We start from the raw sequence: 19,983 nt of genomic DNA, 5'->3' as shown, positions 1-19,983 counted from the left end.
TAACGTCACGAGAATATATATGACCGGTCCTTAACAACAAGCCCAAAATTTCTTGAGCTGTAAAATTCACATGCCACATAAACCCGAATTTCCCCACTTTTGAGGAGTGATTGTAATTGAGTACCACCCCACAAAAGGATTCACCTGTTGCTTGGCGGCGGCGCAAGAATGCTCGGACGCCCGAAATTCTCAAAGCCGCAAGGATGCTTATTGAGGAGCAAGGTGCGGCAAAAACCTCCATCTCTCGCATCGCCGAAGCTGCGGGTGTTTCGGAAGCGACGGTGTACAATTACTTCGATAGCAAGCAGGATCTGCTCAATCGCGTGCTTGAGGAATGGGCCATTCCCTTCATCGATCGATTGCTTGCAGAGCTTGAGCAATTTCAGGATGTCCGCTCGCGGCTCATTCTTATTGCGACGCGCTATATGCGTTCGCTTGATGAAACACCTAAGCTGCATCGGGTGATCTTTCAGGAAATTCGCTGGTCCAATTATACAAGCTCTTCGATGCACCGCCTGAACCGGAAATTCTCAGATACGGTCGTTCACACGGTTGAGGATGGGATTAGGTCGGGAGAGCTTCACAGCGATGTGGACCCGGCGATGTTCCGCGATATGTTGTTCGGTGGGTTGGAGCATATTGCCCTGCGCACCAGTTTTGCTGGCCGCCCCCTTAACGTCGAACTTGCGGCAGCCCGCTATGTCGACATGATGCTGCCCGGCAGCATTCCCAATCCGGGACGGGTAACATTTAGCGACGAATTGGGCAGGTTATCGACATTGATCGACCGCCTGGAGCACCATGCTACCAAAAAAGACAAGCAGGGTTAGCGCTCTTCGCAAAAAAGCATAATCCGGTGTCTGGCGGTTGGATGAGTGCATTCAAGGCGATGCATGCCTCAATAAATGGTCGAGCCTCGATAAGGTAGCGGTCTCCGCGCTCGCCTCGGAAAAACTCGGTCTAAAATTCCAGTGATGAGTGACACTATTTAATTGGCAGCACCCCATTTGTTTCACTTATTCCATTGAAAAAATGGAAAATAATTGAAATGAAATCAATCAAGTCTGACAGCAACCAAATTTCCCTTGCAAAAATATGAGCCTACCTTAAATATTTTTCTCAGAGACGGACTGAGGTTACCTTGACCGTCCCTGCCAAAAAGTACGGCCACAAGGCCCGGCGATCAGAGGAAAAGGGGAGAGGTTCGATGCTTCGTATCTCAAACGGGCGCTTGCTCGGGATATCTGTCCATAAACGCGTCATGCTGATGACCAGCGCACTTGCGGTCAGCAGCCTTTGGGCCAATTCTGCTGCAGCGGCAAATCTCGACCGGGCCGACGATGGCGCGGAGGAGCAAGGCGTGCAGGCAGGTGCTGCATCTGAGGCTCAGGCGAATTCTGGCATTGAGGAAATCATCGTCACCGCGCGTCAGCGCGCCGAAACAGCGCAGACCATTCCGGTTTCAATTACTGCGCTTTCAAAGTTGCAGATCGAACGGTATGATTTGACCAGCCTTGAAAAGATTGCCGCCATTACGCCGCAACTTGCGATCGGTCGCTCGGCTTCGGGATCCGGCGCGCAATTGGTTTTGCGCGGTATTGGCTCAAATTCCCTGTCAATTGGTACAGAGCAATCGATCGCCGTGATTGTTGATGGCGTCTATTATGGTCAGGGCCGCACCATCAATGAAGGTTTCTTTGACCTTGAAGGCGTGCAAATTCTCAAAGGGCCGCAGTCCCTGTTTTTCGGCAAGAATGCAACGGCGGGTGTGATTTCGCTTTCCACGGCCAACCCGACCGATACGCTGACGGGTCAAGTCCGTAGCAGCTATGAATTCAATGCGCAGACAGTGCGGTTGGAGGGCTTTGTCGCAGGGCCGCTGACAGACACGCTCGGCTTGCGTATCGCTGCCAGATACTCGAAGGACTACGGTGCCTTGTTCGGCAACCGGGCTGGGCCGGTAAGCTATGTTACAACCGACAGACCAACTGCAACTTCACCCGGAATTCCTACAACCCAAACTGCGCTGGCCGCATCGGACAACGGACCGCGGCAACGTGAACTGCTCATGCGGGGCACACTGCAATGGAAGCCAAGTGATCGTCTCACCGCAACGCTTAAAGCCAGCTATGGTGAGAACAATACGTCTCCGGGGACGTGGAACTACGTCGCTTATGCCTGCCCGGGTGGTACCAGCAGTCTTGCTACCGGTGTGCCGTGCGAGCGCAAGTTTGTCGGCAACATGAATAACTTTCCAGCCGCCGTGGCACGCGAGACCCGATTTGCCGACCCGAACGGCACCACCTTCAACCGTTACAAGTCTTGGGCTGCAACGGGCACAATCGAATACAACCTCGACCAGCTGGCCATTACATCGGTGACCAATTACAACTGGAACCAGAACACTTTCGCCAACGATACTGATACCCAGTCAAGCTCCCGCGTAAACATTTTCGTCACCGAGCAGACGCAATTTCATGCGTTTTCTTCAGAGATGCGCATCCTCAGTAAATTTGATTCACCGGTCAATTTCCTCATTGGCGGTTATTACCAGAGCACCGACATTGCGTATGATCAGGTTGTGCTTACCGGCAACGTCGAAAACAGTCAGGCTCCGCAAGGCTATCGCTTTTCTTCCTACGTAAAGGATTCTGATACGGCTGGCGAAACGCTCTCTGCCTATGGTCAGATGATTTGGAAGGTGATTCCCACTCTGGAGGCGACTGCGGGCGTCCGTTACATTTATGAAACAAAGGACAGCCAGTTTTTCCAGCCTTATGCGGCGCCAGTCTTTGCCGGAACGCGCTTTGCCGTAAATTCCCCTCTTTTGGCGGACCAGGCATTCAGTAACTGGTCACCCGAAGCCACCCTGACATGGACTCCGACTTCGGAGGTGACGGTTTACGGGGCGTACAAGACAGCCTACAAATCCGGCGGGTTTTCCAACAGTTCAATTCAGGCCCCAAGTACGCCTTTGTCGTTCTTTACCTTCGATCCTGAAGAAGCCTCAGGATTTGAAGGCGGCGTGAAAACCTTGCTGTTTGACCGGCAATTGCGCTTCAATGTCGGTCTATACACGTATCAATACACCAATCTGCAGGTCACATATCTGGACTCTGCCTCGCTGTCTTTCAACTCGATCAATGCCGGTAGCGTTCGCACCAGAGGCGTTGAAGTGGACTTTGCCTTTGCGCCGCGCGGTATCGAAGGTCTGACAATCAATGGCTCGGCCAATTACAACAAGGCGCGATACGGAAACGCGCTGGCTCCATGCTACACCGGTCAAACGTCTACTGCGGGATGCGTGCTCAATCTTTTGGGCCCCGGAACGCCGGGCCAGAATCTGCAAGGAAAGCCAACCTCGGTCGCGCCACTTTGGACAGGCGCGTTGGGGGTTGATTACGAGACCCCGCTTAGCGCCGGTCTGGTCTTGGGTACTTCAGTCAATGCCCGTTATAGCGGAAGCTATCTCGCTTCGCCTTTTGGTCAGGAGCTGTCGCGCCAACCCCGGTTTGTCAATCTCGATGCGGTCCTAACCGTGCGTGCCGAAACCGGAAAGTGGGACCTCTCGTTGATTGGAAAGAACCTCACCAATCAATTTGTTGTGACAGGCGTTAATGACGGTCCTGCCACTGGCAGCGGCACCGGCACGCCTGCAGGCATATCCGCCGATCAGATGGGATTTGTCAGCCTGCCACGAACAGTGATGCTTCAGGCAACGTGGCACTGGTGACTTGTTGTCGGTGCTAAGCCGATTTGAGCGCAGAGGGGTTGCAGCAACAGGCGTCTTGCAATTCTTCTGCGCAAGAGCGGTATCGAGGATCTTCTGCAACATCGTGGATCGTGTCACTATCCTTAGGCCCACCCACCCAACAGCAACCGGGTTCTCCAGTTAAGGTAAGGCGCGTCTCGTTTTGTTTGCCATGATCAAGCATCTGAACACAAAAGGATATCAGCCAATGTCAGGAAACTGGATGCAGGGGTGTACGATAGGCAGAAAGCTTCCTTGCAAATGAAGTCACCCCAGCAGGCAGACCAGAAAGTTGGCTGGGATGCATGGGGCATGATCGCAATACTGACCCTTGCCTACACGCTCAGCTTTATTGACCGGCAAGTCCTAAACCTTCTCGTTGGGCCACTGAAGTCCGAATTTAGCCTGTCTGATACCCAACTTAGCTTGTTGCAAGGATTGGCGTTCACGATCGCGTACATCGCCTTCAGTCCTTTGCTTGGGCGGATGGCTGACACCTCGAGTCGGCGAAATCTTCTATTTGGAGGCGTCGTTCTGTGGAGCCTCGCAACTGCCCTGTGCGGCCTATCGCGCAGCTATTGGCAATTGTTTGCAGCACGCTTCGGCGTGGGAGCAGCCGAAGCCAGTTTAACGCCTGCGGCGTGGTCGATGATTGCTGACAGGTTCCCGCCCAACCTGATGCCACGTGCAATGTCGATCCTTCTGATGGGGCCGTATCTCGGGGGCGGATTGGCCCTGATTTTTAGCGGAATCTTGCTTGATTACGCAGATGGCCGTGACTTCGGCAATTTAGCGCCCTGGCAGTTTGTCTTCATCGCAGTCGCGGCGCCGGGCATCGTGGTGGCCGCGCTACTCGCCGTCTTTGTCAAAGAGCCAGTGCGCAAACTTGGCCTTGGTGAAGTGTCGGGAGAAACGATGCCGCTCGCTGAAGTGGGACGCCGCCTCCTACAAAACTGGCGCTTCTACCTTAATTTTAACGCCGGGATCGGCGGGTTGGTGATAACTTTATATGCTTTTCCTGCGTGGTTGCCGGCCGTCCTGATGCGCCAATTCGGTGCGCAGCCTGCAGATGTCGGCGTCGAATACGGGGCTCTTGTGCTGGTCGGCGGGTCTCTGGGCGTACTGAGCGGCCCGGCATTAACCGGCTGGTTGGAACGCCGCGGTCGTCGTGATGCAAAGCTTTTCGTGCCGCTGCTATCGGCGCTTCTCGTAGCCGGACTGGCTCTATCACTCATTTTTGCTCCGACATATCATGTTGCGTTGGCGATCGGAGGGCTTGCCAGTTTCAGCTATTCCCTTCCGATGGCAGGTGCGTTGTCGGCGCTTCAAATTGTGACGCCTAATCGCATGCGTGGCGTTACAAACGCGATTTACGTTTTCGTGGTTTCGGTCATAGGCTTGGGCGCTGCGCCAACAATTGTCGCACTGATTACGGATCATGTTTTCAAAGACGAAGGTATGGTTGGCATGTCGCTGGCGCTCACCTCATCTGTTTCGGCGCTTTGCAGCCTTGCCTTTCTTGCTAAAGCGCGAAAAGAGTATTTGACGCTCCTTGACGCTGCACAAACCTGACATTGCTCAACCAAGATAGAGAGCGTTTCTTTCGAAGATGACGGAATTCTCGACAGTTGCCATAATCTTTTCAATCAAGTTTCTGCTGCCCCGTTATGTGACTACCTACTTAGAAACCTGCGGAACCCCGCCTTTCACAAATTATCCTCAAGATCAATCTACAAGTAAAGCGGTGTTCCACACGTAATCTTAGCGTAAGATAAGCTACCCACGATCAAGGCATTAAGACATGCAAACGGTCTAACCTGATTGGATAGTCTTCAAAATCACTCGTGAGGACCATTTCTCACCCGATTTCAATGAATTAGTCTGTCATAACACTCGCATCAACAACGAAGCGAGTAAAACCATGAAACTGTTTAAAATTTCCGACATCAACCTTGTCGAGCCTTACACTGTACTTGCGGAGAGCCGTGACCGTGCTGCAGACTATTTCGTTGCGTGCATGAACCGTGGTTTCGGGCATTTGCCGGTCATTGAATATGCTGTCACACGGTGGAACCCTCGTAACATCGAAACCTTGAAGGGGCTAGGAGAGATCGTTCTGCAGGACCAGAAAGGCTGGACCGTGGAGAACAGCGGTCGTTGGGAATTTTACGATCCATTTGCCGTGCCGGGGTGAGCAATAGGCCCTGAGGCGGGTTTGAAAAACATGGAAGTCCTACAAGTTCGGACCAGCGTGCATCCGGCTGCTGCCGATACGCCGGGGTGGAATTTCATCGGTTATACCGAGGGTTGCGTGGCAGAAGCCAATGACTGCCACCGTCGTAGACCTTGGCGTTAAAAAGCGCTCTAGCCTTCGTAAGGGGAAGGAAAGCCATCAGGATGCTGCTTTGTTCTTTGTGGGTGCTAGTGCTCCACTGCCAGCCTTGAATGCTCTCAAAATCGCATCGCCCTTGTCATTGCCCCTAACCCATAGGAACTTGTCAAGGATACGGATGTCATAGGGATAAGCGCTCCCCCAAAGCTGCTTGGCGTTCGCGATCGCAGTCTCATGCTTGGCCAGCAAAGCGTAGCACTGGCAGAAGAAGTCCTCTTTTTGAACACCTGCTGCTTTAGCCGCATAGCGATCATACATCGGCACAATATCTGGGCGATCGAACCACATGATCTTGGCCGTGGCACTCGGCAGAAACCAGCCCTTCTTATCGACCGGCTGCCCATATGCTTGAGCCAGCTCATGGCCGAATTTTTGCCAGGTTATGGAGTTGTGAATAGCATCGGCGTCCCTAAGCTCACCGGAAAACTTCTTCGCTAGCGTTGCAAAGATTTGCCTGTTCGCGCTGTTGTCTATCGCGCCATTACTACCATCTCCCGCCAACAAGGTCGCTGCATTACCACGCAACAGCCCATACGTCCGCAGCATCCTGCGCATCTCAACATCATGCCAACCATTCATTGCAGACTCTAATGCTGCGTGATCATGGGCGAACCAGAGGCTTTCCTGCTCCCTAACTGCCCACGCGAAGGCAAGCACATCGCTATAATCAGCCATTTTGGCAATGGCTTCGTAAGCCGTGTGAACTGCCACCGGTTGCTTTTCGTTCATTATGTGAGTTTCCAAAAAGAAAAGTGGAATCTGCTGCCTCCGACAAAAACGGGGGTCAATTAGATGTGCTACAGCGCACAATTGTCCCGGCTGGGCAAAGCCCCTGCGGATCATCCATGCCAGATCGATCCGAGGGCAACGCTTTGCCAGTAGCCTGCCGTATTGCCTGCCTGCTCCATATGCGGATGCGCTCGTCATCGCAGAGGCGGAGGCTATCACCGTCATGCACGTTGGCAATGCAAATCACCGCCGCTATCATCATAGCTATAGCCGCCATTATTCGGCCTCGAAGCCAGCCAAATGGCTACTTTCGGCAGAGAGCGTCAGCGCCTTAACCGCCGCTTTGAAGGCCGAAAGGCTGGGCATGGCAGCGCCGGGGAAATCGCTGATCGGGGACCATGCCCAGAAATCCGGTTCCACGTCCCGCGTGTAGAAACCAACTTTCAGAGGAAGCGACGGGCTGCAATATGTATTGGCAGGGTTGCCGACCAACTGGGCTGACCAAAAATCCAGATAATCCGCATCCACTTGCTGCAAGATCACGCTATCTTCGAAACCCTGACCCTTTCTCCAGAACGCTCCCGGTCTGCCGATCTCGTCAAGGAATTGTGCGCGGGTTAGCCCGCTGACAAAATTGGCCGGTAAGGTTTTCTGGAAATGCCTGAAGGGCTGGCCGGTATTGATCTCGGTTAGCAAAAAACGCGATCCGGCAAAATCAAACTGGATCGCTGGCAGCACGTCCAGGCGCTTCGGCTCGGTTTCCTTCAACGCCTCCTTGTCGCTGGTGTTGCTGCCGCAGAAGAAGCGGATGAAGGCAGGCGTAACGCGGGGGGCTTCCACCGGCTCGCACAGCGCCCGGATCGTCTCCAGCGCGTCCTCCAGCCGCTGCCCGGCCTTTTCGAGCCGGTTGGTCAGCAGCCCTTCTACATCCTCCTTGGCGTAGGCATCGAAGGCTTCCGATGTGTAGTCGGTCATCGACCGCTCAAGGCTTTTGAACAAGTCATTGTAGTCGATGATGTAGCCATATTCCTTGTCGTCGCCGTCAAGGCGATTGACCCGACAAATCGCCTGAAACAGGCCGTGGTCGGCCAATTGCTTGTCGAGATAGAGATAGGTCGCCGAAGGCGCATCGAACCCGGTCAGCAGCTTGGCCACCACAATAAGCAGCCGCATTTGCCCCGGCTCTTCGATGAACTTCTTCTTGGCGGCCTTCTCGAACTCTTCGGTGGTTTTGCCCGCCAGCATGTCGGTGTAAATCTGGTGCTGGCGCAGCTTTTCGGTCATTCCTTCGCCCGTGTCCTCTTTCTTGATATCGGCGGACGTGGGTTCATAGTTGGTGACGATGGCGCATTGCCCCTTGAGCGGGGTTTGCTGGAACATATCGTAATAACGGCAGGCGTTGTAGATGCTGTCCGACACGAGGATCGCGTTTCCGCCCGGCAGCGGAACAAGTCATCCAGAGCCGGTCCGGCAGATAAAGCAATCGACGATCTTGTGCACGTCCTGATCGCGCAGCCGGTTCTTCGGGCCGTCCTTAACGAAGCCCTTGGAGGCGTCGATCATGTAGATGCCTTCGCGGCTGGCCGTGTTCTCCTTGTCCAGCACAATAAGGCAGGCGGGAATGCCCGTGCCGAAAAAGAGGTTGGCGGGCAGGCCGATGATGCCCTTGATGTATCTCCGCTCGATCAGCTTCTTGCGGATCGCCGCCTCGGTGTTGCCGCGAAACAGCACGCCGTGCGGCATGACGATGCAGCCCTTGGCGGTCGATTTCATCGAGGCGACAACATGGAGCAGATAGGCGTAATCGCCATTCTTTTTTGGCGGGATGCCGAAATGTTCGAACCGCTCGAACTCATCCTTGTCCGGCGTGAGGCCCGTCATCCAGGCCTTGTCGGAAAAGGGCGGATTGGCGACGACGAAATCGAACCGATCCAGCACGCCATTCTTCTGGAATTGCGGTTCCGTAAGCGTGTTGCCCGGCTTCACATCGGCGGTCGGCACGTTGTGCAGGAACATATTCATTACGGCCAGACCGCGCGTCGCGACGTCCTTTTCCTGCCCATAGATGGTAAGATCGACCGGAGCCTCATGGTGCGCGCGCAGCAGCAGCGAACCCGATCCGCAAGTGGGGTCGTAGATCGTCTGGCTAGAGCTTTTCGCTTCGCGCACTCCAATCACGCGGGCCATGATTCGCGAGACCTCCGCCGGAGTGTAGAACTGCCCCTTGCTCTTGCCGCTTTCCGTGGCGAAGTGGCGCATGAGGTATTCGTAGGCGTCGCCCAAGATGTCGTCGCCGCCGGCCTGATTGGCCTTGAAGCTGAGATCGGGGCGCTTGAAGATGTTGATCAGGTTCGAGAGGCGCTTGACCTTTTCGTCGCCCTTGCCGAGCTTTTCGCTATCGTCGAAATCAGCATTATCGATGATGCCACGAAGGCTATTCTCTTCGGCCAGCGTGGCGATGATCGTATTGATGCCTTCGCCGATGTTCTTGTTACCGACCAGCTTGACCATGTCGGCGAAGCTGCCGCCTTCAGGCACAACAACAGGGGCATAGGGATCGTTGCCGTATTTGTCCGAGACCTACTTCACGAACAGTAAGACGAGGATGTAGTCCTTATAGATGGACGCATCCATGCCGCCGCGCAGCGCATTGCAGCTAGCCCAAAGCGAACTGTAAATTTGAGACTTCTTGACGGCCAAGGTGCTCGCACTCCGTGAGATAAACGTATTCACGGTGCTTAGCCATATTCGCTCGGGTCCGTCGAGAGACGCGTTGAAATCAATATACCGAGCGGCATTTTGGCAAGTAGCCAGCGGACTATCTGAGCTTCCTTGGCCCTCAAATCTTGACCTGGAGCCCTGCGATTACGGTGAATATTGGTAGCGGAGGAGGGACTCGAACCCCCGACACGCGGATTATGATTCCGCTGCTCTAACCAGCTGAGCTACTCCGCCATGCTGGGCCAACTGCGCTTTGTCAGCGCCGACCCTGCCGGTAGGGCGCGCGTCTAATCATGCGAGCACGCCGGGTCAACCGCATTTCGGAGGAAATCTTCAATCATCCAGCTTTAACCGGTGTCTCGGTTTGCAATCAGGCTATTGCACCTCGGCCCATTGCCGCAGAAGATTGTGATAAACGCCGGTCAGCCGAACGATTGCTGGATCGTTTTGGCCCGATTGCGTAGCCAAAGTCTGGATCGCCTGATCCAGTTCGAAAAGATTGGCCCGCGCAGCATCATCGCGGATCATGGACTGAACCCATAAGATACTGGCGATGCGCCTGCCGCGCGTAACTGCCTGCACCATGTGCAATGACGATGAAGGATAAAGCACTGCGCTCCCAGAACCCAGCTTGATGCTCTGCTGGCCAAAGTTCGTCTCAATCACCAGTTCTCCGCCATCATAGGCGCTCTGCTCTTCCAGAAACACCGTCATCGAAAGATCGCACCGCACGCGCCAATCTGTTCCTGCGTGAATGCGCACGGCATTGTCCACGTGAAGACCATAAGTCTGCCCGCCCGAATAGCTGTTGAACATCGGCGGTGTGATGCGGCTGGGCAAGGCAGCGGCGATGAACAGCGGATTGGCTGAAAGCGCCTCCAAGACGATTCTCCCGCCCTCGCGCGCAGCCTCGCTGTCTTCGGGCAACTGCAGATTCTGCTTTACCAGCCGTGCCTGGTGCCCGGATGTGGCGTTGCCGTCCTCCCACTGAGCTGCGTCGATGAGCGCGCGCAGGGACGCAACCTGTGCTGGTTGCAAGAGAGCAGGAATGGGTAGCAACATGATTGATGGTCAGCCTGCTGTAAGAACGAAAGGAATCTCGACCACGCCTTTGACTTTCACTGGCACGCCGCCCTGCAGCGTCGGTTGCCAACGCCAACGGCGCACCGCAGACAGAGCGGCCGCATCAAGCCGGTCAAAACCGCTGCTGCTGGCTATCGAGATCGTCTCGACCACGCCATCCACGCCCAGAACCAAAAGCAGCTTCACTGTGCCCTGTTCCTTGCGACGACGGCTTTCGAGGGGGTAGCGAGGTGGGCTGCCGGCCACCATGCGGGTGCCAAGAGAGTCCGACGAAACGGTAGCAGGCACCGCAGGCGCAGAAGACGCAGATGACGGTGCAGGAGGGACTGGCGCTGGTACGATCGCACCGGGTGGGGCAACAGTTGGAGTGAGGAACACAAGTGGCTGACTCACCGGCAACATCGATGACGTCTTTGGCGGGCTAATCTGCGTTTCAAGTCGCTTCGGCTTGGGCTGCTCATTCGTTTTGGCCGGTGGAGGTGCTGGCGGTGGCGACAAATTGATGGCGACAAGCCGCTCCTCCCTTTTGCCAACCGAATGATAGCCGATGCCCAGCAGGACCGGGACGATTGCCAGATGCACCCCCACGGCAAGGCCAATGCTGCCGATGCTGGTTTTTCTGCCCTCGCCATAGCGCCCCCCGCCCACCGATTGCGCTGCAATGATAGGGACAGTGACAGGGACAGCGGCAGCGGCAGGAGCAATGAGCATGGGTTCATCCGGGTCTGACACGAACGATGGCCCGTAATCTGTTGCTGCGAGAAGCTCTTGGCTGAGGAACATGCCAAACTCCAAATGCAGGAAATCAAGGTGGGGCCCGCACCGCCACTGCAACGCGGGCCGTTCCATCGAACTGCCGGTCAGAAGCTATAGTTGAGGCTTAGCACAGCCGAACGTGTCGGTGCGGGTTGGGCCCAGCTTCCACCAAGCTGGTTTCGCACGGTCGTTACGTACTTTTCGTTCGTGAAGTTCTGGACGTTAACTTGTGCCAGCAGGCGGTCGGTCACCGGATAGGAAACCATCAGGCGGTGGATGGTGTAGCTGGGCACGTAATAGGGCACGTAAGTGCGAGCCGTCACCTGCGCCGCAGTGGGCGAATTCAGCAGGAATTTGCCCTGATACGTGAGGCCGTAGCCCAGTTCCAGACCAGAGCCGAAGCGGTAGGTGGTGAACAGGCTGCCCGAATGCTCGGGCGTGTTGATCAGTTGCGTGCCTCCGGTGGGATCAAGCGTTCCGGCTGCCAAAGCAAGGTCCGAAATGCCCTGCAGAATCTTGGCATCAAGGTACATGTAGTTGGCAACGATCGTCCAGTTTTCGGTAATCTTGCCCGAAGCGCCGAATGACACCCCCTGAACGCGCTGCTTTCCATCCAGACGCTGCTCGATGATCGTCGGGTCACCCGATGGCACGCGGATGCTGTCCCGGTCATTGCGGAACCATGCAAGGTTGACCAGCAGCTTCTTGCCGAAGAGGTCCGCCTTTGCCCCGATTTCATAGTTCGTGGTCGTTTCCGGGGCGAGATTGCAATTGTCTGCAGCGCATGATCCATCGACCGCCGTTTGCGAGGGATTCTTCGATGTCCCGGTAGCGACATAGAGGCTGGTGTCAGGCGTCGGTTTGAATACGGCCCCCACGCGATAGGAAAACAGGTTATTGTTAATCTCGAACGGGCCGGTGGTGGCACTTACCTCGCCCAGCGTGGCGCCTGTTGTGGCATAGGAAACCGTGCGGTTGGAACCGCGCACATTTTCATACCGCACACCGCCGTTGATTTCGAACATGTCACCAAACTTGGCGGTATCAAACAGATAGCCCGAGATCGCCCGACGTGTTCCCCGGTTCACGCTGCCAAGGATGAAGTTGACCGGGCCGGTGTAGGCATTGCTGCCATACGTGAAGCCAGCCGGTCCTTGCACCACCTCGCCAGGGTTGGATATGCTGACCAGCGGGAAAGCAGGCGTGGTACCATCGGCATTGCGTGGCAGATTACCGCTTGTCTGATCAAAGTCTTCCCATAACGCCGAGCCGCCGATCACTAGCGAATGCTCGATTCCAGCTGTCGAGAACGTCGCAGTCAGATCTAGCTGATCGTAGAGCGTGCTATTGTTGATGAACCGCTGCACTCCGCGGCCACCAGTGGGCAGATAGAAGCCAGCGGGCACATTTGCCGGGCATGCCGCCTCGACCGACGGCACGGCGAAAGTGCCGGGCTGCAAGCCTGTGGAAGCAAGGCAGAACGTGCCCGTAGGCTGGCTTGTTACCGTATGCTGAGCGATCTTTTCGTACCGAGTCAGGTTTCTTACAGAAAGGCCCTTACCCAATTCTTGGGCGAAGATTGCCTGCACCGCATTGGTGACAGAATTCTGCCGGTCGAGATTGGCAAAACCATAATATCCACTGCGGTCAAAGTCCGAAAGAAATCCGCCAAGATGCGCGTAGTATCGCAACCCGTATTGGGGCATGGATTTGTCATCAAGGTGTTCGTATTGCAAGGTCAGACTGGTGGGGCCATCGACGCCGATTTTGATTGAGGGCGCAACGCCCCAGCGACGGAAGAACTCGACGTCGCGCCCGGGCACGTCATTTTCATGGTAAACCGCGTTCAGGCGCACTGCGATCAGATCGGATACGCGGCGATTGATGTCTGCCGTGGCGCGATAGTAGTTATCCGTGCCAGCGCCCGCGCTGATCACACTCTGATCAGCGGCCAAGGGCTTTTTGGTGACGAGGTTTATGTTCCCCGCAACTGAACCGCCGCCATTGAAAACAGAGTTTGCGCCGTTGGCGACCTCGATCTGTTCGATATTGTAGGTTTCATTGCGGTTCTGGAACGAACCACTGCGCACGCCATCGATTGTTACATCATTCTTGGCGTCTTGGCCGCGCAGAATTATCCGATCGCCATAACCAAAGCCCCCCTCGCCCGCACCGAACGTGATACCGGGCACCGTCTGGAGCACATCGCGCAAGGTCAGCAGGTTCTGCTGCTGGATGGACTTGGCCGAAATGACCGTGATCGTCTGCGGCGTGTCGAGCAGTGGTGCGGTGTACTTGGGCGATGCAGCCCGCTCCACCTTCACAGCCGACTCCTCGATCGCCGTATCCGTGACTGTCATGCCGCCCAAGCGTGTTCCCTCCTGCACATCCTGCGCCTGCGCAGGTCCGGCAAAGGCCATGGCGCCGACGCAGCCAAGCGCGAGAAAGGGTGGAAGAGTCTTTGTAGGTGTCATGCGGTCCCCCGGATGTAACAAGCACGTTGCAAACTGTGCATTTACGGCTATTGCGACTCACTCGCATTGTCAATGCAAGCCTCTAACTTTCTATGCTTTTTTATCTTCATGCAGGTTCCCACTCCCTCCCGTAGCCGCCAAAAATCGAAGATTTTTCCCCGAAACTAGGAGATTTGCGACAAATTACCGCAACAATCGTTCTTGCATATTATTCTCATTATAAGGATATAGCTCTGCAAATGATGATCGGAACCGTATTGCAGGAGGCCTGCTTGGAAGTGTTGCGGCGTGCGAAAGTCAAAACAGGACGCGAGACCACCGCGCGGTCAGCAACGCCCGTTGAAGGCCCAACCTGTGCGCCTAACCGCGCGGCAGAGGGCTCTCGCAAATCAAAAAAGGCAGCGCGGCAATTCTGGTTGAAACAGCTTCACGCCTGGCACTGGGTCAGTGCTGCGGTTTCGCTTTGCGCAATGTTTGTCTTTTCGATCACAGGCCTGACGCTCAATCATGCGGCAATGATCGGCGGCGAACCTGAGATTCAGACCGCGCAAGCCCAGTTGCCGCGTGAATCCCTGAAAACTCTGTCTTCAGGTCCGGCAATTGCAGCGATAACGGAAGCAGTGCCATTGCCAAAAAGAGTGGCAGACGATGTGCATCGCCTTGTTGGTGTCAAGACACAAGAGGTTGCCGCGGAGTGGTCAGACGCCGAAGTCTATGTCGCCATCCCCGGCCCCGGGCGTGATGCTTGGGTCAGCATTGATCGCATCAACGGCCGCATCGAAGCGGAAAAGACCAGCCGTGGCTGGATCTCGTTTCTGAACGATTTGCACAAAGGGCGGAACACCGGTGCTGCATGGTTCTGGTTCATCGACGTGCTGGCAGTCGCCTGCGTGGTGTTCACGTTTACCGGTCTGCTGCTGCTGCAAATCCACGCCCGCAACCGACCATCAACGTGGCCGCTGGTTGGCCTCGGCACAGCCGTTCCCCTGATCATCATCCTATTCTTTATGCACGCCTAACCTCCTTGATCGGACATAACCCCATGAAAAGAAGCCTGATCCTTGTGGCAAGTGCAGTCGCCACTCCAGCCACCGCCGGCACGATCACTGTCACCATCCCGCGCATTGCCGTGTCGGAATATCATGTTCCCTATGTGGCTGCGTGGATTGAACCTGTGGGCGGCGGCACGGCGCGTACGCTTGCCCTGTGGTACGATATCGACAAAGTCGGCAACGAGCCCGGCACCAAGTGGCTGGCCGACTTGCGCACATGGTGGCGCAAGGGAGGCCGCAGTCTGAAACTGCCCGCAAATGGCGTAAGTGGCGCAACCCGGGCTCCGGGCGCCTACCGCATTCCGATTCCGGCGAACATAAAAGCTGGGGCTTACACCCTGCATATAGAAGCCGCGCGCGAAGATGGCGGGCGCGAACTGGTGTCTGTGCCCCTCACGATCCCGGCAACCAGCGGACGCGCCTCTGGCAAATCCGAACTGGGCTCCATCGTCATTTCCTCACGCTGAAGCCCTGCCACCTCCGCTTAACCGAAAGGCTTATTCATGTTTGCCAAGTCCCTCTTGCTGGCCGCCACTGTCGGCTTTGCCGCGCCAGCCAGCGCACACAACGCCTGGCTTCTGCCTTCCACCACAGTGCTGTCCGACACGGGACAAAGTGTGACCGTGGACATGGGCGCATCAACCGCCCCCTTCGAGGCAAACCATGCCGCTCTTCCAGCAGAGAACGTCAAGGTCTGGGCGCCTGACGGCACGATGGGCACAATCGAAAATGCTGCACGCGGACGCTACCGCTCGACATTCGATGTGAAGATCGACAAAACTGGTACGTGGCGAATCGGCATGGAAAACAATAGCATAGGCGGCACGTTCAAAGTGAATGGTGAAACGTGGATGATCGGCCGCCGCCGAGGACCTGCGCCTTCACAGCAGGCAGCGTCCGGCATGACCCCGTCTGCTTCAACGCCTGCTTCAACGCCTGCTTCGCCACCTGCCCAGCAGGTAACAACCGGAAGCCGACCACAGATTGATCCCAGCCATGTGATCGCCTCAATCGATGAAATCCCTGTCGGCGCAACCGATCTTGCTCTTACCGAAACCACAGGCCGCAATGAATTCTTCGTCAGTGCAGGGGAACCGAATGACGCTTTGTTCAAACCAGCGAACAAAGGGCTGGAATTCATGCCTGTAACAATGCCGACTGATCTCGTGTCCAACGAACCCGGCCAGTTTCGTTTTCTCATCGATGGCAAGCCCGCTGCAGGGCTCGACGTCGAAGTGATCCCCGGTGGACGCCGCTATCGCGAAACGGATCAGACCCAGAAACTGAAAACAGACGCACAGGGCCTGCTGACGATCACGTGGCCGGGCGCAGGTGTTTACTGGCTCAATACCGCGCATTCCGACGATAAGCCCAGCAACCCGAAGGCATCCAAACGCCGCATGACCTACACCGCCACACTGGAAGTACTTGCGCCTTGAATGCATTCACACCGTTTCTCAGAATTGCGGTGCCTGTTGAAATAGATGGTGCAGCGCTGCGGGGTGGCGATCCCGCAGCGCCAGTGCGCATGTTGTCCGGCAGGACCATGGGTACGACATGGCAAGTTCAGGCCGTCATTCCAAATAACATCAGCCATGAAGCAAACTCGCTGCAAGGCAGGATACAGACGCTTCTGGACAGGCTGTCAGACCAAATGAGCCATTGGGATGCGGCATCGGACCTGTCTCGGTTCAATCGATCTGCACCCGGAACGATTATCACTCTGCCCAAAGATTTTGCGAAAGTCATCGAATGTGGGCTTGAAATCGCTCGAAAAAGTGAAGGCGCGTTCGATCCGGCCATCGGACGGGTGACGGACCTATGGGGCCTCGGCCCTCGCCCTGCCAATCGACGACCTCAGAACGCCGCCATTGCGCAGGCCCAGCATCTTTCCGGCTGGACCCGCCTTGTTTTTGATTGGAGCACGGCCCAGTTGCGCCAACCGGGCGGGACATGGCTTGATTTGTCCGGGATTGCCAAAGGGTATGCGGCAGATGCCGTGGCAGACTATCTTGCCGATCGTGGCATCAGGCATGCACTGGTGGAAATCGGCGGCGAACTGGTTGGGCGTGGCAGGCGCCCGGATGGCGATCCATGGTGGGTGGATGTTGAGAACCCGCCGGACTTTTGCCTACCCGGCCTTCGGATCGCGCTGCACCAACTGGCTGTTGCCACATCGGGCGATTATCTGCGCGGCGCACACACGCTGAACCCGCGCACTGGACGGCCCGCCATTCACGATACGACGGCTGTCACCGTCCTGCATCCGCGCTGCATCGAAGCCGATGCTTGGGCAACCGCACTCAGCGTAAGTGAATTGGGCGAGGCCCAAACGCTTGCCCAGCGCCATGATCTGGCAGTGCGGATTGTGTTGCGCAAAGGCGACGAATGGCTCAGCCCTGCGCTTGAGGCCATGCTTTGAGCGCTCTACTCCCGCCGTTGCAGCGCATTCCGCCTCAGATCGCCGCAGTCTGCGATTATGAAATCTATGCTCAGGACCGCATCGAACCCGGCGCCTGGGCTTATATCAATGGCGGAGTAGGCGATGAATGGACGCTCCGCGAAAACACCGCGGCATTTGCGCGCCTTCCGCTGCGCACCCGTACGTTGCGCCCGATGCAGGGGGCAACCACCGCGCTAAGCCTTTTGGGAGCAGACCTCGCCGCCCCCATCCTGATTGCGCCCACCGCCTTTCACAGGCTTGTCCACCCAGATGGCGAACTGGCAACCGCGCTGGCAGCAGGGGCCACGGAAAGCGCAATGGTGGTAAGCACGCAATCGAGCGTCACGATGGAAGACATTGCGACAGCGGCGGCTGGACCACTGTGGTTCCAGCTCTATATTCAGCCAGACCGGGAATTCACCGAACGACTTGTCAGGCGCGCCGAAGCTGCAGGGTATCAAGCCTTGGTGCTGACAGTGGATTCTCCGGTCAACGGCGTCCGCAATGCCGAGGCCAGAGCAAGCTTTGCCCTGCCGCACCATATTCGCGCCGTAAATCTTGAAGGGATGCGCCACCTGGCACCCGGCCCCGATGGTGCCCTGCTGTTCGGCACACCGCTGATCGAAAGTATGCCCAATTGGCAGGATGTGGCGTGGTTGCGCAGCCTCACACGCCTGCCGCTGGTGATCAAGGGTATTGTCGATCCTGAGGATGCCCAGCGCGCGCTGGATTGCGGGATCGATGGCCTGATCGTTTCCAATCACGGCGGGCGCACGCTGGATGGGGTTCCGGCCGCGATCGATCTGCTGCCTGCTATCGCGAAGACTGTGGCCGGACGGGTGCCGCTGTTGTTGGATGGCGGCGTCCGGCGCGGAACTGATGTGCTGCGCGCACTAGCGCTTGGCGCGGATGCCGTTCTTGTTGGCAGACCAGTGCTCCATGCACTGGCCACGGCAGGCGCGCTGGGTGTTGCCCATGCACTGCGCGTATTGCGCGCCGAACTTGAACTCGCCATGGCCCTGACAGGCTGCCAAACGCTAAACGAGATCGATGAAGGCTGCCTGTTTGGCAGACGCGCGGACTAGCCGACGAAAGCCCGCTCGATTACGAAATCGCCCGGCTTGGCGTTCGACCCTTCGGTAAAGCCCATGCTCTGTAGCTTTTCCGAAAACTCCTTGATCATGTCCATGCTGCCACACATCATCACTCTGTCGGTTTCAGGATCCAGCGCACGCGGACCTGAAAGACCATCGAACAGTCGGCCGTTTTCGATCAATTCGCCAATCCGCCCGGATGTGTGAAACGCCTCGCGCGTTACGGTTGGCACATACGTGAACTGCCGCGCCGCTTCTTCTGATACGAGCGGATCTTCGGCCAGCTTGCTTTCCAGTTCCTCTCGGAAGGCAAGGTCGCTGACCCGGCGCACGGAGTGCACCACGATCACCTGTTCATACTGCTCATACACATCGGGATCGCGGATCAGCGAGAGGAAGGGCGCAAGACCGGTTCCGGTGGCCAGCATGAACAGCCGCTTGCCCGGCAGCAGAGCATCGGTCACCAGTGTGCCGGTCGGCTTGCGGCCCAGATAGATCTGGTCCCCCACCTGCACATGCTGCAGCCGCGATGTCAGCGGGCCGTCCTCGACCTTGATCGAGAGGATATCGAGCTCCTCTGCCCATGCGGGGCTGGCGATCGAATAGGCGCGCAGCAGCGGCTTGCCATTCACCTGCAAGCCCAGCATCACAAACTCGCCCGAACGGAAGCGGAACGAAGGAGGCCTGGTGATCGTGAAGCTGAACAAATGTTCGTTCCAATGCCGCACGGAACACACTTTCTCGACCGAAAGCGCGCCTGTGGGCTCCAGTTCGACAAACGGTTCAGACGTTTCGGCGGTCATGGGCAGAACTCGAAAATCTAGAGGAAAACGAAATGTATAAGCCTGGCCAGAGGTCCGGGCAGGCAAAACCGCACACCCAAAGCGCAACGGCCAGCCGCCCTCTGGCAGGTTGCGGCCCTCGTAGTAACACACATTTTTTCGGCAAGCATAAACATGCGCTTTTGCCCTTTGCGTCCCGCAAAATGCAGTTGGGAGGCATCATTCCGGCATGCTGACCTGCGCCCTACAGGCGTGACAAGGCCGCACGTTGCCCCTATCCGGCGCGCAGAATGGATTCGTTGCGCTCTCTTTTGCGGCAAAATCGTGCTCTGGCCCTGATGCTGGTGCTGGCGGCGCTGTGCATGAAGGCGGTGGTGCCCACCGGTTTCATGATTGGGGCGCAGTCAAAAACCCTGACTGTGCTGATCTGCGACGAATCTTTCGGCAATCACGCGGCAAAGCAGATCGCGGTGCCGATGAAACCTGGCTCCGGCAAACCCGCAGCCAAGGGCATGAACGGCGATTGTCCGTTTGCCTCGCACGGCATGGCCGCATTGCCGGGCATGGACCCGATCCAGCTTGCGCTTGCCCTTCTGTTCATTCTGGCGCTGGGCTTTGCGCCAGTCAGCGTGCCCCAGCCCCGGCGGCTGTCGCATCTGCGTCCGCCTTTGCGCGGACCGCCTGCGCTGGCCTGACAGGCCGACGG

18 protein-coding genes and 1 tRNA gene are annotated in these 19,983 nt (G+C 56.7%); 10 read left to right on the top strand and 9 right to left on the bottom strand.

Annotated features, from left to right (window positions below; all coding sequences use genetic code 11):
• Nucleotides 1-116: 116 nt before the first annotated feature.
• The 4 genes from AC2A1F_RS13975 to AC2A1F_RS13960 all read left to right on the top strand — a co-directional run bounded on the left by AC2A1F_RS13975 (nt 117) and on the right by AC2A1F_RS13960 (nt 5,945).
• Nucleotides 117-830, top strand: coding sequence for a TetR/AcrR family transcriptional regulator (locus tag AC2A1F_RS13975; RefSeq protein WP_484209373.1), 714 nt, complete (start codon nt 117-119; stop codon nt 828-830).
• Between the two features lie 437 nt (nt 831-1,267).
• On the top strand, nt 1,268-3,733 hold the full coding sequence (locus tag AC2A1F_RS13970; protein WP_484209372.1) for a TonB-dependent receptor: 2,466 nt from the start codon (nt 1,268-1,270) through the stop codon (nt 3,731-3,733).
• A 279-nt stretch (nt 3,734-4,012) separates the two neighbouring features.
• Entirely contained in the window at nt 4,013-5,323 is a 1,311-nt protein-coding gene (locus AC2A1F_RS13965) for a spinster family MFS transporter (protein WP_484209371.1), read from the top strand.
• A 349-nt stretch (nt 5,324-5,672) separates the two neighbouring features.
• Complete coding sequence (locus AC2A1F_RS13960; protein ID WP_484209370.1) at nt 5,673-5,945, top strand: hypothetical protein; 273 nt, start codon at nt 5,673-5,675, stop codon at nt 5,943-5,945.
• Between the two features lie 198 nt (nt 5,946-6,143).
• On the opposite strand, the gene AC2A1F_RS13955 is transcribed toward AC2A1F_RS13960, so the two are convergent.
• From AC2A1F_RS13955 to AC2A1F_RS13920, 8 genes are all read right to left on the bottom strand, one after another.
• Entirely contained in the window at nt 6,144-6,872 is a 729-nt protein-coding gene (locus tag AC2A1F_RS13955; RefSeq protein WP_484209369.1) for a hypothetical protein, read from the bottom strand.
• Between the two features lie 276 nt (nt 6,873-7,148).
• Nucleotides 7,149-8,297, bottom strand: a complete 1,149-nt coding sequence (locus tag AC2A1F_RS13950) for a type I restriction enzyme subunit R domain-containing protein (protein WP_484209601.1) — start codon at nt 8,295-8,297, stop codon at nt 7,149-7,151.
• 27 nt (nt 8,298-8,324) lie between these two features.
• Nucleotides 8,325-9,383 carry an N-6 DNA methylase gene (locus AC2A1F_RS13945; RefSeq protein WP_484209368.1) on the bottom strand — a complete coding sequence of 353 codons (1,059 nt, stop codon included), beginning with the start codon at nt 9,381-9,383 and terminating at the stop codon, nt 8,325-8,327.
• A 69-nt stretch (nt 9,384-9,452) separates the two neighbouring features.
• Nucleotides 9,453-9,605, bottom strand: a complete 153-nt coding sequence (locus AC2A1F_RS13940; RefSeq protein ID WP_484209367.1) for a type I restriction-modification system subunit M N-terminal domain-containing protein — start codon at nt 9,603-9,605, stop codon at nt 9,453-9,455.
• Nucleotides 9,606-9,750: 145 nt separating this feature from the next.
• A tRNA-Met gene (locus AC2A1F_RS13935) sits at nt 9,751-9,827 on the bottom strand.
• Between the two features lie 141 nt (nt 9,828-9,968).
• Nucleotides 9,969-10,655, bottom strand: coding sequence for a Fe2+-dependent dioxygenase (locus AC2A1F_RS13930; protein WP_484209366.1), 687 nt, complete (start codon nt 10,653-10,655; stop codon nt 9,969-9,971).
• Nucleotides 10,656-10,664: 9 nt separating this feature from the next.
• Entirely contained in the window at nt 10,665-11,459 is a 795-nt protein-coding gene (locus tag AC2A1F_RS13925) for an energy transducer TonB (RefSeq protein WP_484209365.1), read from the bottom strand.
• A 77-nt stretch (nt 11,460-11,536) separates the two neighbouring features.
• Nucleotides 11,537-13,906, bottom strand: coding sequence for a TonB-dependent receptor (locus AC2A1F_RS13920; protein ID WP_484209364.1), 2,370 nt, complete (start codon nt 13,904-13,906; stop codon nt 11,537-11,539).
• 278 nt (nt 13,907-14,184) lie between these two features.
• Between AC2A1F_RS13920 and AC2A1F_RS13915 the strand changes: the two genes are divergently transcribed.
• The 5 genes from AC2A1F_RS13915 to AC2A1F_RS13895 all read left to right on the top strand — a co-directional run bounded on the left by AC2A1F_RS13915 (nt 14,185) and on the right by AC2A1F_RS13895 (nt 18,486).
• On the top strand, nt 14,185-14,925 hold the full coding sequence (locus AC2A1F_RS13915) for a PepSY-associated TM helix domain-containing protein (protein ID WP_484209600.1): 741 nt from the start codon (nt 14,185-14,187) through the stop codon (nt 14,923-14,925).
• 23 nt (nt 14,926-14,948) lie between these two features.
• Entirely contained in the window at nt 14,949-15,425 is a 477-nt protein-coding gene (locus AC2A1F_RS13910) for a DUF2271 domain-containing protein (protein WP_484209363.1), read from the top strand.
• A gap of 36 nt (nt 15,426-15,461) precedes the next feature.
• A complete protein-coding gene (locus tag AC2A1F_RS13905) occupies nt 15,462-16,397 on the top strand; it encodes a DUF4198 domain-containing protein (RefSeq protein ID WP_484209362.1) in 936 nt (311 codons plus the stop codon).
• Nucleotides 16,398-16,486: 89 nt separating this feature from the next.
• A complete protein-coding gene (locus AC2A1F_RS13900; protein WP_484209599.1) occupies nt 16,487-17,380 on the top strand; it encodes an FAD:protein FMN transferase in 894 nt (297 codons plus the stop codon).
• On the top strand, nt 17,377-18,486 hold the full coding sequence (locus AC2A1F_RS13895) for an alpha-hydroxy acid oxidase (RefSeq protein ID WP_484209361.1): 1,110 nt from the start codon (nt 17,377-17,379) through the stop codon (nt 18,484-18,486). Before AC2A1F_RS13900 ends, AC2A1F_RS13895 begins: the two co-directional genes overlap by 4 nt.
• On the opposite strand, the gene AC2A1F_RS13890 is transcribed toward AC2A1F_RS13895, so the two are convergent.
• Complete coding sequence (locus tag AC2A1F_RS13890) at nt 18,483-19,298, bottom strand: ferredoxin--NADP reductase (protein WP_484209360.1); 816 nt, start codon at nt 19,296-19,298, stop codon at nt 18,483-18,485. The two genes, AC2A1F_RS13895 and AC2A1F_RS13890, sit on opposite strands and share 4 nt — an antisense overlap.
• 269 nt (nt 19,299-19,567) lie before the next feature.
• Here AC2A1F_RS13890 and AC2A1F_RS13885 point away from each other — a divergent pair, with 269 nt between their 5' ends.
• Complete coding sequence (locus AC2A1F_RS13885; protein WP_484209359.1) at nt 19,568-19,972, top strand: hypothetical protein; 405 nt, start codon at nt 19,568-19,570, stop codon at nt 19,970-19,972.
• Nucleotides 19,973-19,983 lie beyond the last annotated feature (11 nt).

The sequence above is a fragment of the Novosphingobium sp. HNCC26BN242 genome (assembly GCF_057180525.1).
Note: the sequence above shows the minus strand (reverse complement) of the source record. Positions and strands in the feature narration are given on the sequence as shown.